The sequence below is a fragment of the Mesorhizobium sp. WSM4312 genome (genome assembly GCF_002294875.1).
Classification (GTDB): Bacteria; Pseudomonadota; Alphaproteobacteria; order Rhizobiales; family Rhizobiaceae; genus Mesorhizobium.
The window spans coordinates 224888-237434 of record NZ_NSFU01000008.1 but is presented as its reverse complement, the minus strand read 5'-3'; the positions used below and the strand labels follow the sequence as shown (position 1 = coordinate 237434).

Sequence of the window (12547 nt, the reverse complement as noted above, 5' to 3'; positions counted from 1 at the left end):
AGCTTACGCTATATTTCGCCGGCATTGCGATCATGTTTGGAAACACGCGGTAACCGTTGGCGCGAAAGCGTCAGGCGGCGGTGGTTATCCGGACCACGAACAGCGTCGTATCCCGCGCCGGCTCAACCCTCAGATGAGAAGTCTCCGGCCCGATCAGCAGCGTGTCGAGCGGCCCGAGGCGAATTGACCCGGCCTCGGGGAAAACAGCTTCGCCCTTGTGGCAAAGGATGAGGGTCGAACCGGCCCGGGTCGCGATGTCCACAGGTTGCGAAATCGCCAGGCGCTCGACCGAATGCAGCGTGCGGCCGCGGCGCGTCATGACGTTGAGGTCGGTGATAGGGCCGGCGATCAGCGCGGCACTGGTCGGCAGGTCTGCTGGAAAGGCAAAAGGCGCGGAAGCCGGGATCAGCCGCACCGCGGGCCGGCCGGCGACATCGAGCACGACGCCATCGCCTTCCAGCACCGACAGCGTGCGATCGATGCCGGCAAAGCTGGAGAACGGCCCGCTGCCCTCGACGCGGGCCATCGACACGCGCCAGTCGAACTCGTCAAGGCCGGCGCCGTCGGGCGAGACGGCGATTTCGGTCGTCGTGCCGCCGCCGTTCTTCCACGGCATGACGCGGTAGTCGGCGGCACGAAGAATGCGCATGATTTCAGCCTATCAGCCGAGAATGCCGGGCAAATTGAGCTGGTGCTCCTTGGCGCACTCGATGGCGATGTCGTAGCCGGCATCGGCGTGGCGCATGACGCCGGTCGCCGGATCGTTCCACAGCACGCGCTCCAGGCGCCTGGCGGCGTCCTGCGTACCGTCGGCGACGATGACCATGCCGGCATGCTGGGAAAAACCCATGCCGACGCCGCCGCCATGATGCAGCGACACCCAGGTGGCGCCCGACGCCGTGTTGAGCAGCGCATTGAGCAGCGGCCAGTCGGACACGGCGTCCGAGCCGTCCTTCATCGCTTCCGTCTCGCGGTTCGGCGAGGCGACCGAGCCGGAATCGAGGTGATCGCGGCCGATGACGACCGGCGCCTTGAGTTCGCCCTTGGCCACCATCTCGTTGAAGGCGAGGCCCAGCCGATGGCGGTCGCCGAGACCGACCCAGCAGATGCGCGCCGGCAGGCCCTGGAACGAGATGCGCTTGCGCGCCATGTCGAGCCAATTGTGCAGATGGGTGTTGCCCGGCGTGAGTTCGCGTACCTTGGCGTCGGTCTTGTAGATATCCTCGGGATCGCCGGAGAGCGCGGCCCAGCGGAACGGACCGATGCCGCGGCAGAACAGCGGGCGAATATAGGCCGGCACGAAGCCTGGGAAGGCAAAGGCGTTCTCAAACCCTTCTTCCTTGGCGACCTGCCGGATGTTGTTGCCGTAATCCAGCGTCGGCACGCCCGCGTTCCAGAACGCCACCATCGCCTCGACGTGTTCGCGCATGGACGCGCGAGCCGCCTTCTCGACCGCCTTCGGGTCGCTGACGCGCTTCTCGCGCCATTCGGCCATCGTCCAGCCCTTCGGCAGATAACCGTTGATGGGGTCGTGGGCCGAGGTCTGGTCGGTGACCATATCGGGGCGTATGCCGCGCCTGAACATTTCCGGCACGATCTCTGCCGCATTGCCGAGCAGGCCGACGGACTTCGCCTCGCCGGCCTTGGTCCAGCGCTCGATCATCTCCATTGCCTCGTCGAGCGTCTCGGCCCTCTCGTCGACATAGCGGGTGCGCAGGCGGAAATCGATGGAGTCCGGGTTGCACTCGATGGCCAGACAGCAGGCGCCGGCCATGACGGCGGCCAGCGGCTGGGCGCCGCCCATGCCGCCGAGGCCGCCGGTCAGGATCCATTTGCCCTTGAGATTGCCGCCATAGTGCTGACGGCCGGCCTCGACGAAGGTCTCGTAGGTGCCCTGCACGATGCCCTGCGTGCCGATGTAGATCCACGAGCCGGCCGTCATCTGGCCGTACATCATCAGGCCCTTTTTATCGAGGTCGTTGAATTTATCCCAGGTCGCCCAGTGCGGCACCAGGTTGGAGTTGGCGATCAGCACGCGCGGCGCATCCGCGTGGGTGCGGAACACGCCGACCGGCTTGCCCGACTGCACCAGCAGCGTCTCGTCCTCGCCAAGCGTCTTCAGCGAGGCGACGATGCGGTCGAAATCGTTCCAGGTGCGTGCCGCGCGGCCGATGCCGCCATAGACGACCAGTTCGTTGGGGTTCTCGGCGACATCGGGGTCGAGATTGTTCATCAGCATGCGCAGCGGCGCTTCGGTCGTCCAATAGCGGGCGTTGAGCTTGTCGCCGCGCGGCGCTCGCACTTCGCGGATGTTGTGGCGAGGGTTGTTCATCATTGTCCCTTTCAGCAAGACGGGCGACGCGTCAGCGCCTTGCCCAGTCGATCGCGGTTTCGAGGATGGTCTTCAGCGTCGCTCGGATCGGCGCTGCATAGGTGGGGTCATAAGGGACCGGCCAGTTCTCCGGCGACCCCTTCTGCGACGGCTCGCGCATGTAGCCACGGTTGGAGAGCTCCATCTGCAGCGCATGAACACCGTTCTGCGGCTGGCCGAAGCCGCGGGTGATCGAGCCGCCCTTGAAGCGGCCGTTGACCACCCAGGTCTCGCCGGTCGCGGCGAGGATGGCGGCGACCTTGTCCTGAAGAACGGGATCGGTGCTCTTGCCGTCATTGGTGCCGAGATTGAAGACCGGCAGCGTGCCTTCGAACAGGCGCGGCAGCACCGAGCGGATCGAATGGCAGTCGTAGAGCACGATCTTTTCATGCATGCCGCGCAGCCGGTCGATCTCGGCCTGCAAGGCGGAATGATAGGGCTTGAAATAGCTCTCGCGACGCTGATCGATCTCGGATGGGGTCGGTTCCTCGCCCATGCGATAAAGCGGATCGCCGTCAAATGTGTCGGTCGGGCAAAGCGTGGTCGTGGTCTGCCCGGGATAAAGCGAAACGCCTGACGGGTCGCGATTGACGTCGATCACGGTGCGCGAAATGGCGGTGTGCACGACGGTTGCGCCGAGGTCGTTGGCGAAGTCATAGAGCTTGTCGATCCACCAGTCGCAATCGCGGCGGCCGAGCCAGGGCGACACCAGCCGGGGTTCGAGGCCAGCGAGGTCGATGCCAGTGTGCGGGATCGACACCAGCAGCGGTGCTGTGCCTCGGCTGACGGTGAGCCAGGGTGTGGCGGCCATCACGCCGCTCCCGCAATCGACGGCAGCGCCACCGCGCCGGCAGCCCTGACGGTCGCGCCGCTGCGCACCATGGCGATTGCCTTTTCCATATCGGGGTGGAAGTGGCGGTCATTGTCGAGATGCGGCACTTCGGCCCGGACCAGCTTGCGCACCGCTTCCAGCGCAGCGCTCGACGCCAGCGGCTGTTGGAAATCGCAGCCTTGCGCGGCGGCCAGCAATTCGATGCCGATCACCGCGGTGGCGTTCTCGACCATGCCGATCAGCCGGCGCGCGCCGTGCGCGGCCATCGAGACGTGGTCTTCCTGGTTGGCCGAGGTCGGGATCGAATCGACGCTGGCCGGATAGGCCTTCTGCTTGTTTTCCGAAACGAGTGCGGCCGCCGTCACCTGCGGGATCATGAAGCCAGAGTTGAGGCCGGGCTTGGGCGTCAGGAAGGCCGGCATGCCGGACAGCGCCGGATCGACCAGCATGGCGATGCGGCGTTCCGACAGCGAGCCGATCTCGCAGACGGCCAACGCGATCATGTCAGCGGCGAAAGCCACCGGCTCAGCGTGGAAATTGCCGCCGGAGAGCGCCGTGTCATCCTCGGCGAAGATCAGCGGATTGTCGGTCACGCCATTGGCTTCGGTGCCGAGCGTATCGGCAGCCTTGCGCAACACGTCGAGGGCGGCGCCCATGACCTGCGGCTGGCAGCGCAGGCAATAGGGATCCTGCACACGCTCGTCACCGACACGGTGCGATTCGCGGATGACACTGCCGGCCATCAGATTGCGCAGCGCCTCCGCCGTCTCGATCTGACCTCGATGCTTGCGCAGTAGATGAATGCGCGGATCGAAAGGCGCATCGGAACCCTTGGCGGCATCGGTCGACAGCGCGCCGGCAACCAGCGCCGACTGGTAGAGCACTTCGGCTTCGAACAAAGCGGCGAGCGCGTAGGCGGTCGAAAACTGCGTGCCGTTGAGCAGCGCCAGGCCTTCCTTGGCGCCCAGCGTCACGGGCTCGAGGCCGTGCGAGACGAAGGCGACCTTGGCCGGGAACCGGCCATGCGGGGTAAAGCATTCGCCGACGCCGATCATCACCGCCGTCATGTGCGACAGCGGTGCGAGATCGCCGGACGCGCCGACGGAGCCTTGGGCCGGCACCACCGGGATGACGTCGTTGGCGAGCATCGCTTCCAGCAAATTGATGGTTTCGGGCCGCACGCCGGAGGCGCCCTGCGCCAGGCTGGCAAGTTTCAGCGCCATCATCAGCCGGGCAATTGCAACCGGCATCGGCTCGCCGACGCCGGCGGCGTGCGACAGCACGATGTTGCGCTGCAAGGTCTCGAGGTCGCCGGCGGGAATGCGCACGCTGGCCAATTTGCCGAAGCCGGTGTTGATGCCGTAGACCGGCTCCCCTTTGGCGACGATCCTGGCGACAGCCTCGGCGCTCGCCTTGATTTTTGGACGACAGGCCTCATCCAGCTTCGGCACGGCGCCACGGTAGATGGCGCGCCAGTCGGCCAGCGTCGCATTGCCGGGCTTCAGGGTCAGTTCGGTCATTGTCCTCTCCAGATGCGGGCATGCAGCGGGTTGAAGCCCATGCGGTAAACGAGTTCGGCGGGGCGCTCGATGTCCCAGATCGCCAGGTCGGCGGATTTGCCGGATTCCAGCGTGCCGGCCTTGTCGAGAAGGCCAAGCGCCCGCGCGGCCTCGCGGGTGACGCCGGCAAGGCATTCATCGACGGTCAAGCCAAAGAGCGTTGCCGCCATATTCATGGTGAGCAACAGCGAGGTGAGCGGCGAAGTACCGGGATTGCTGTCCGTCGCCACCGCCATCTTCACACCATGGCGGCGGAACAGCTCGACAGGCGGCTTCTTGGTCTCGCGGATGAAGTAATAGGCGCCAGGCAGGATCGTCGCCACCGTGCCGGCCTTCGCCATCGCGGCAGCGCCTGCCTCGTCGGTGTATTCGAGATGATCCGCCGACAACGCACCATAGCTGGCGGCAAGCGCGGCGCCGTGCTGATTCGAAAGCTGGTCGGCATGGAGTTTCACCGGCAGCCCAAGCGCTTTCGCCTTGTCGAAGACGCGCGCCATCTGCTCCGGCGAAAAGGCGATGCCCTCGCAAAAACCATCGACGGCATCGGCAAGTTTCTCAGCGGCGACGTCCGGCAGGATCGTGCCGGCGACGAGATCGATGAAGGCGTCCTTGTCACCATGGGCTTCGGGCGGCAGCGCGTGCGCGGCAAGGCACGTCGTGCGGACGGTGACGGGGCGCTCATTGGCTAGCCGGCGGGCGGCACGCAATGACTTCTTCTCATTGTCGAGATCGAGGCCGTAGCCCGATTTGACCTCGACCGTCGTGACACCTTCGGCCATCAGCGCATCGAGGCGCGGCAGCGTCTGGGCAACGAGCTCATCCTCGCTAGCCGCGCGCAGCGACTTGACCGAAGACACAATGCCGCCGCCGGCGCGGGCGACTTCCTCATAGGTAGCACCTGCCAGCCGCATCTCGAATTCGTTGGCACGGTTGCCGGCATAGACAAGATGCGTGTGGCAATCGATCAGACCCGGCGTGATCCAGCGGCCCTCGCAATCGATGGTCTCGGCGCCCTGCCCCGCCAAAGCCGGCATGTCCGCTTCGGCGCCCGCATAAACAATGAGACCATCGCGCGCGGCGATCGCGCCTTTCTCGACAATGCCGAGACCAGCCACACCGTCGGCCATGGTCGCCAGGCGCGCATTGCGCCAGACACGATGGCCGCTCTTCCCGTTTGCTCCACCCATCATCTTTTCCATTTGAAAGGATGGCAATTATGTATATACATATTGGAACGCGACGCAAGTGGTCTCGTCGCCCGGGCATGCATATTTGGAGACAGACGTGACGGTGATCTTTGCGGAACAGGCGCTGCTGCCGAAGGGCTGGCAAGGCAATGTCAGGATCACGCTCGATGGCGGCCGCATCGCCTCTGTCGAAGCGACCGCCATTCCGCAGGCCGGCGACGAGCGCTGCGCCATTCTCGTGCCCGGCATGCCGAATCTGCACAGCCACGCCTTCCAGCGCGGCATGGCCGGCCTGGCTGAGCTTCGCGGCCCCTCCGCCGACAGTTTCTGGAGCTGGCGCGAGGTTATGTACCGCTTCGCGCTGTCGATGACGCCCGATCAGGTCGAGGCGGTCGCCGCGCAGCTCTATGTCGAGATGCTGGAGGCCGGTTTTTCCCGCGTCGGCGAATTTCACTATCTGCACCACGACCGCGACGGAAACCCTTACGCCAATCTTGCCGAGATGGCCGAGCGCATCGCCGCCGCCGCCGGCGAAACGGGCATCGGCCTGACGCTGCTGCCGGTGTTTTACGCGCACTCCTCTTTCGGCGGAGCGGCTCCGAACGAAGGCCAAAGGCGATTCATCAACGATGTGAATCGGTTCTCCCGGCTTGTTGAGAAGTCCAGCGAATCGGTTCGCGCGTTGAATCAGGCTGTCGTTGGCGTCGCCCCGCATAGTCTGCGTGCCGCCACACCGGAGGAATTGATCCAAGTTGCTGCTTTGGCGCCGAATGGGCCGATCCACATCCACGTCGCCGAACAGATGAAGGAGGTCGAGGACTGCCTCGCCTGGTCCGGCGCGCGCCCGGTCGAATTCCTGCTGGCCAAAGCCGAGGTCGACCAGCGCTGGTGCCTGATCCACGCCACGCATATGACCGATGCGGAGACGATCGCCTTGGCCAAGAGCGGCGCCATCGCCGGCCTTTGCCCGATCACCGAGGCCAATCTCGGCGACGGCACGTTTGCCGCACCGCTTTTCAGGGAGCACGGCGGCCGCTTCGGTATCGGCTCCGATTCCAACGTGCTGATCGGCCTGCCGGATGAGCTGAGGCAGCTCGAATATTCGCAGCGCCTCGCCCACCGCGCCCGCAATGTGCTGGCCGTGGCCGGTGGTTCGACCGGGCGGGCGCTGTTCGATGCCGCGCTCGATGGCGGCAGCGTTGCGCTCGGTGCCGGCGCCTCGCAGATCGCCATTGGCGGTCCGGCCGATTTCGTCTCACTCGACGCCGGCCATCCTTCGCTGGCCGGCAAGACCGGCGACGCCATCCTCGATGCCTGGATCTTCGCCAATGGCAGCACGATCGATTGCGTCTGGGTGCACGGCAAGAAGCAGGTCAGCGGCGGCAGGCATGCCAAGCGCTCGGCAATCGCCGAGCGATTCCGCAAAGTCATGACCGACCTGTCGCAGAATTGAAGCAGGACGTTTGATGAGCTTGATCGAGACAGACGATGTTGACGGCGCAGAGAGCATCTCGCTGCATCAGCGCATCCTGTCCGACATCAGGGAAAAGATCCTGTCGGGCGCCTGGGCGCCCGGACATCGCATCCCGTTCGAGCACGAACTGACGACCGAGTACAATTGCTCGCGCATGACCGTGAACAAGGCGCTGTCGCAGCTGGCCAAGGCCGGGCTGATCGAACGCCGCCGCCGCTCGGGCAGCTTCGTCCGCCGGCCGCAGTCGCAGGCAGCGGTGCTGGAACTGCACGACATCAGGATCGAGGTCGAAGCGCTTGGCCTGCCCTATCGCTACGAGCGGCTGGAACAGCTGAAGCGCCGCAGCAACGCGGAGGACAGAGCGCTTCTCGGGCTATCCGCCGCAGGGTCGGTGCTATGGGTCGAAGGCCTGCATTTTGCCGGCGAACGGCCATTCGCGCTCGAGCAGCGCCTGATCAATCTTTCCGCGGTGCCGGAAGCCGGGGACGAAGAGTTTCTGGAGATCGCCGCCGGCCCCTGGCTGATCGGCCGCGTACCATGGAGCGAGGCCGAGCACCGCATCCGTTCCATGGCCGCCGATGAGGCTATCGCCGACGCGCTCGACATCGATCCGCGCGCGCCTTGCCTGGTGGTCGAGCGCCGCACCTGGAGTGCTGAACGCCCGGTTACGCATGTGCGGTTTATCTATCCGGCGGAAAGTCACACGCTGGTGGCAAGATTCACGCCATCGCAGGGGTAAGCACCTCTTACCCTCCCTTGTGGCGAGGGTCGCTGCGAAGCAGCGGGGTGGGGGCGGCGCCAGCCCCCCACCCGGACCTGCGGTCCGACCTCCCCATAAGGGGGAGGTCGGAGGCCGGCCGTGCCTTAAATCGCCGCCGTAACGATAATCTCGACCAGATATTCCGGGCCGGCGAGCTTGGCTTCGCCGGTGGCGCGGGCGGGGGTGTGGCCCTGCGGCACCCACTTGTCCCATTCAGAATTCATTTCTGCGAAGGTACCCATGTCGGCCAGCCAGATGATCGCCTGGACGATCTTGGTCTTGTCGGTTCCGGCCTTGGCCAGCAATTCGTCGATGGTCATCAGGATGTCGCGGGTCTGCGAGGCGACGTTGCCTCCGGGCTCGCCGACCTGGCCGGCCAGATAGACGGTGTTGCCGTGGATGACAATCTGGCTCATGCGCGGGCCAACATCGATGCGACGAATGCTCATGGGAGGTTCCTTCCTGTTACGGGTTGCGACTGTTTAGAGTTGCGGTTCGCTTCGGGCAAGGCCGCCGGCGCCAAATCCCCTTGGACCAGTGCGCAAAGGACTCACGGCAAGTTGAGCCGCCGGTCGCAATTCCGCCCGATTGGCTTGTTGACTAATGTAATAACATCACATATCCAGTCGGCCCTTGCCCGCGGCCGGACTTCGCTGCTCCACGGAACGACATGACCCAGACCTGCCTGACATTCCGTGACCTGACGCTGGGCTATAACAGCCACCCGGCGATCCACCATCTCGACGGCACGATCCGCAAGGGCTCACTGACCGCCGTTGTCGGCGCCAACGGCTCCGGCAAGTCGACGCTGATGAAGGGCATTGTCGGCGTGCTGAAGCCGATGGCCGGCGAGGTTGTTCGCGCGCCAGGCGTGCGCGCCGCCTACCTGCCGCAGCAATCGGAACTGGACCGCTCCTTCCCGGCGCGCGTCGTCGACCTGGTCTCGCTCGGCCTCTGGCCGAAGCGCGGCATGCTCGGCCGCTACACATCGGAGGATCGCGCGGCGGTCAGCCAGGCGCTGATGGCCGTCGGTCTCGGCGGCTTCGAAAAGCGGCCGATCGACACGCTGTCAGGCGGCCAGCTGCAGCGCACGCTGTTTGCCCGCGTGCTGTTGCAGGATGCCGACCTGATCCTGCTCGACGAACCATTCAATGCCGTCGATGCCAAGACGGTCGGCGACCTGATCGCCCTGATCAAGCGCTGGCACGGCGAGGAACGCACCATCATGGTCGTCGTCCATGATCTCGATCTGGTGCGGCAGAATTTTCCCGAAACCTTGCTGCTTGCCCGCCAGCCGATCGCCTGGGGCGAAACGCGCGAGACGCTGAAGCCGGAAAACCTGCTGCGAGCCCGTCGCTTCCATGAAGCCTGGGAGGAGAACGCGCCCTGGTGCGAACCGGACGAGCATGGTCATGACCATGACCATGGCCATGATGATCATGGCCACGATCACGACCATCACCATGGCGCCGGTCCGAGGGCTGCCTGATGGACGCGCTCTACGGTCTGTTCATCGCACCGTTCGCCGATTTCGGTTTCATGCAGCGGGCGCTGTTCGGCTCGCTGATGCTGTCGCTCGGCGCCTGCCCGATCGGCGTCTTCCTGATGCTGCGGCGCATGAGCCTGTCGGGCGACGCCATGGCACACGCCATCCTGCCGGGTGCGGCGGCCGGCTTCCTGTTCTACGGGCTGGAAATCCTGCCGATGACCATTGGCGGCCTGATCGCCGGCATCATCGTCGCGCTCGGCGCCGGTGCCGTCTCGCGCTTCACCATCCAGCGCGAGGACGCTTCGATGGCGGCCTTCTACCTGATTTCTCTGGCCATCGGCGTGCTGATGGTGTCGATCCGCGGCTCCAGCGTCGATCTCATGCATGTGCTGTTCGGCACGGTGCTGGCGCTCAACAACGAGGCGCTGACGCTGATCGGCGGCATCGTCGCGGTGACGCTGGTCAGCCTCGCCATCTTCTGGCGGGCGCTGGTCGCCGAATGCCTCGATCCGCTGTTCCTGCGGTCGGTCAGCCGGATGGGCAGCCCGGTGCACTTCATCTTCCTTGGTCTGGTCGTGCTCAACCTCGTCGGCGGCTTCCAGGCGCTCGGCACGCTTCTGTCGGTCGGGCTGATGATGCTGCCGGCAGCCGCCGCCCGCTTCTGGACCGTGCGCGTCGAGCCGATGTGCGTGCTGGCCGTGCTGATCGGCTTTGCCTCATGCGTCGCCGGACTGCTTCTGTCCTATCACGCCTCGCTGCCGTCCGGCCCGGCCATCATCCTGTCGGCCGGCGTCGTCTACTTCGCCTCGATCCTGTTCGGCACGCGCGGCATTCTGCGCGCCCGCATCATCCATCACCGTCACAGAACGGCCTGATCCCCGCCCCTCGAAAGGAGTCCCCCGCCTATGCTGAGATCCATCCGCGCCGCCCTGATGATGAGCGTTATAACATTAACTGCCTTTGGCACATCGTCGGCTTTCGCGGCGCCGCTGAAAGTAGTCGCCAGCTTCACCGTCATTGCCGATTTCGCCAGGAATGTCGGCGGCGATCGTGTCGACATCACCACCATCGTCGGCCCGGATGGCGACGCCCATGTCTATGAGCCGAGCCCGGCCGACGCGGTGGCCATGGCCAAGGCCGATATCGTGCTGGTCAACGGGCTGCATTTCGAGGGCTTTCTGCAGCGGCTTGTCGATGCCAGCGCCACCAAGGCCTCGATCGTCACCTTGACCAAGGGCGTGACGCCGATCGACTTCAAGCCTGAATTCGCCGACGCCGATGCGGCCGAGGGCGCCGGTACCGGCGGCGGCAAGACGGTGACCGACCCGCACGCCTTCCAGTCGATCGCCAATGCCAAGATCTATGTGAAGAACATCGCCGAGGCCTTCTGCGCGGCCGACAGCGAGGGCTGCGTCAGCTACCAGACCAATGCCGCCGCCTACACCAAGAAGCTCGACGCGCTGGAAGGCGAAGTGAAGGCGGCGATCCAGTCGATCCCGGAGGCCAAGCGCGTCGTCATCACCTCGCATGACGCCTTCGGCTATTTCGAACACGAATACGGCCTGACCTTCCTCGCCCCGCAAGGCATTTCGACCGATTCCGAACCGTCGGCCGCCGATGTCGCCAAGCTGGTCGAGCAGGTCAAGCAGCACAAGGCGGCGGCGATCTTCGTCGAAAACATCACCAACCCGCGCCTGATCGAACAGATCGCCAGCGAAACCGGCATCAAGGTGGGCGGCACGCTTTATTCGGATGCGCTGTCACAGCCTGATGGCCCAGGTTCGACCTATATCGACATGATGCACAACAACATCCGTCAGATCAAAGGTGCCATCCTCGGCAGCTGAGGAGCGCCGTTCTCGGAAAGGCAAAGGCGGTCTCTGCCCTTTTCGGCCCAGGACTTCCGGCCCGACCTGTGGCGCGGTCTGCCCGATCCGTTCCAGGACTGGGCGGCTTGAGTTGGAATCTTCGCCGGAAACGTCTATCTCTGCAGAACGATTTCCGCTGGCGGATTGCCGGCTACGTCGGGGAGTGGCAAGACTCCCCGCAAATCAGATTGCGAGGATGCTGCGATGGAATACCGTGAAATCAGCGACGACTATTCGGTCTCTGGCCAGATCCAGCCCGAAGATGTCGCCGCCATCAAGGAAGCCGGTTTCAAGGCCGTCATCTGCAACCGGCCGGATGACGAGCAGCCCGGCCAGCCTTCGGCCAAAAGCATCGGATCGGCGGTCGAAGCCGCCGGTCTCGCTTTCCGCTACATCCCGGTGATCAGCGGCCAGATCACGAAAGAGAATGTCGAGGACCAGGCCGAGGCGCTGGACGAATTGGAAGGTCCGGTGTTCGCCTATTGCCGCTCCGGCGCGCGTTGCACGAATCTGTACGGGCTGATCCAGCAGTCGAAGGGCTAAATAGGCAGCGCGCCGGTCTCCTTCAGCGTCTCCAGCACGATCGCCGTCTTCACATGCTGCACGGATTCGTGCGGCAAGAGCACGCCGTTGACGAACTCCGACAGCGATTTCAGGTCGGGTGTCACCACCTTCAGGATGTAGTCCATCTCGCCGGTCAGCGCGTGCGCCTCCTGCACTTCCGGCAGCCGTGCCACCAGTTCGCCGAAGCGTCGCGCATTGTCGCGGTTGTGGGTGGCCAGGGTCACCGAGATGACGTTTACCAGCGAGAAGCCGAGCTTGTCGCGGTCGAGCACTGCCCGATAACCCTTGATGAAGCCGTCCTCTTCGAGCCGCTGGCGGCGGCGCGAGCATTGCGAGGCCGACAGATTTACCCGCTCCGAGAGATCGTTGTTGGTCAATCGCGCATCGCCCTGCAGTAGCGCCATTATCTTGCGGTCAAATTGGTCAATGCGCGTCTCATCCAT

General features: G+C 64.8%; 13 protein-coding genes. 6 read left to right on the top strand and 7 right to left on the bottom strand.

Annotated elements, in window-relative coordinates:
• Window positions 1–70 precede the first annotated feature (70 nt).
• From CK228_RS15585 to hutI, 5 genes are read right to left on the bottom strand one after another with little or no spacing between them, the layout of a single operon-like run.
• The gene (locus CK228_RS15585; RefSeq protein WP_095788401.1) at window positions 71–649 is read right to left on the bottom strand and encodes a HutD family protein; all 579 of its coding nucleotides are present in this window, start codon (window positions 647–649) and stop codon (window positions 71–73) included.
• Window positions 650–661: 12 nt separating this feature from the next.
• Complete coding sequence (gene hutU, locus CK228_RS15580; RefSeq protein ID WP_179295926.1) at window positions 662–2335, bottom strand: urocanate hydratase; 1674 nt, start codon at window positions 2333–2335, stop codon at window positions 662–664.
• A 28-nt stretch (window positions 2336–2363) separates the two neighbouring features.
• On the bottom strand, window positions 2364–3182 hold the full coding sequence (gene hutG / locus CK228_RS15575) for an N-formylglutamate deformylase (protein ID WP_095788400.1): 819 nt from the start codon (window positions 3180–3182) through the stop codon (window positions 2364–2366).
• Entirely contained in the window at window positions 3182–4723 is a 1542-nt protein-coding gene (hutH, locus tag CK228_RS15570; protein WP_095788399.1) for a histidine ammonia-lyase, read from the bottom strand. The genes hutG and hutH overlap by 1 nt, the downstream gene beginning before the upstream one ends.
• Window positions 4720–5949 carry an imidazolonepropionase gene (gene hutI / locus CK228_RS15565; RefSeq protein ID WP_179295925.1) on the bottom strand — a complete coding sequence of 410 codons (1230 nt, stop codon included), beginning with the start codon at window positions 5947–5949 and terminating at the stop codon, window positions 4720–4722. Before hutI ends, hutH begins: the two co-directional genes overlap by 4 nt.
• Window positions 5950–6046: 97 nt before the next feature.
• Here hutI and CK228_RS15560 point away from each other — a divergent pair, with 97 nt between their 5' ends.
• Both CK228_RS15560 and hutC read left to right on the top strand, forming a co-directional pair.
• Window positions 6047–7402, top strand: coding sequence for a formimidoylglutamate deiminase (locus tag CK228_RS15560; RefSeq protein WP_095788464.1), 1356 nt, complete (start codon window positions 6047–6049; stop codon window positions 7400–7402).
• 13 nt (window positions 7403–7415) lie between these two features.
• Window positions 7416–8162: a histidine utilization repressor gene (hutC, locus tag CK228_RS15555; protein ID WP_095788398.1), complete on the top strand. Its 747-nt coding sequence runs from the start codon at window positions 7416–7418 to the stop codon at window positions 8160–8162.
• A 125-nt stretch (window positions 8163–8287) separates the two neighbouring features.
• Here hutC and CK228_RS15550 read toward each other — a convergent pair whose 3' ends face one another.
• A complete protein-coding gene (locus CK228_RS15550) occupies window positions 8288–8632 on the bottom strand; it encodes a RidA family protein (RefSeq protein WP_095770498.1) in 345 nt (114 codons plus the stop codon).
• Between the two features lie 221 nt (window positions 8633–8853).
• On the opposite strand from CK228_RS15550, the gene aztA reads away from it, so the two are divergent.
• From aztA to CK228_RS15530, 4 genes are all read left to right on the top strand, one after another.
• Entirely contained in the window at window positions 8854–9672 is an 819-nt protein-coding gene (gene aztA, locus CK228_RS15545) for a zinc ABC transporter ATP-binding protein AztA (protein WP_095788397.1), read from the top strand.
• Entirely contained in the window at window positions 9672–10547 is an 876-nt protein-coding gene (gene aztB / locus CK228_RS15540) for a zinc ABC transporter permease AztB (RefSeq protein ID WP_095770500.1), read from the top strand. Before aztA ends, aztB begins: the two co-directional genes overlap by 1 nt.
• A 30-nt stretch (window positions 10548–10577) precedes the next feature.
• Window positions 10578–11519: a zinc ABC transporter substrate-binding protein AztC gene (aztC, locus tag CK228_RS15535; RefSeq protein ID WP_095788396.1), complete on the top strand. Its 942-nt coding sequence runs from the start codon at window positions 10578–10580 to the stop codon at window positions 11517–11519.
• Window positions 11520–11744: 225 nt separating this feature from the next.
• A complete protein-coding gene (locus CK228_RS15530; protein ID WP_095788395.1) occupies window positions 11745–12083 on the top strand; it encodes a TIGR01244 family sulfur transferase in 339 nt (112 codons plus the stop codon).
• On the opposite strand, the gene CK228_RS15525 is transcribed toward CK228_RS15530, so the two are convergent.
• Complete coding sequence (locus CK228_RS15525; RefSeq protein WP_023762149.1) at window positions 12080–12547, bottom strand: Lrp/AsnC family transcriptional regulator; 468 nt, start codon at window positions 12545–12547, stop codon at window positions 12080–12082. The two genes, CK228_RS15530 and CK228_RS15525, sit on opposite strands and share 4 nt — an antisense overlap.

Bases quoted from the DNA above. Each gene is read 5' to 3' on its own strand.
- CK228_RS15585 (WP_095788401.1), bottom strand. From the start codon at position 649: ATGCGCATTCTTCGTGCCGCCGACTACCGCGTCATGCCGTGGAAGAAC.
- hutU (WP_179295926.1), bottom strand. From the start codon at position 2,335: ATGATGAACAACCCTCGCCACAACATCCGCGAAGTGCGAGCGCCGCGC.
- hutG (WP_095788400.1), bottom strand. From the start codon at position 3,182: ATGGCCGCCACACCCTGGCTCACCGTCAGCCGAGGCACAGCACCGCTG.
- hutH (WP_095788399.1), bottom strand. From the start codon at position 4,723: ATGACCGAACTGACCCTGAAGCCCGGCAATGCGACGCTGGCCGACTGG.
- hutI (WP_179295925.1), bottom strand. From the start codon at position 5,949: ATGGGTGGAGCAAACGGGAAGAGCGGCCATCGTGTCTGGCGCAATGCG.
- hutC (WP_095788398.1), top strand. From the start codon at position 7,416: ATGAGCTTGATCGAGACAGACGATGTTGACGGCGCAGAGAGCATCTCG.
- CK228_RS15550 (WP_095770498.1), bottom strand. From the start codon at position 8,632: ATGAGCATTCGTCGCATCGATGTTGGCCCGCGCATGAGCCAGATTGTC.
- aztA (WP_095788397.1), top strand. From the start codon at position 8,854: ATGACCCAGACCTGCCTGACATTCCGTGACCTGACGCTGGGCTATAAC.
- aztB (WP_095770500.1), top strand. From the start codon at position 9,672: ATGGACGCGCTCTACGGTCTGTTCATCGCACCGTTCGCCGATTTCGGT.
- aztC (WP_095788396.1), top strand. From the start codon at position 10,578: ATGCTGAGATCCATCCGCGCCGCCCTGATGATGAGCGTTATAACATTA.
- CK228_RS15530 (WP_095788395.1), top strand. From the start codon at position 11,745: ATGGAATACCGTGAAATCAGCGACGACTATTCGGTCTCTGGCCAGATC.
- CK228_RS15525 (WP_023762149.1), bottom strand. From the start codon at position 12,547: ATGGATGAGACGCGCATTGACCAATTTGACCGCAAGATAATGGCGCTA.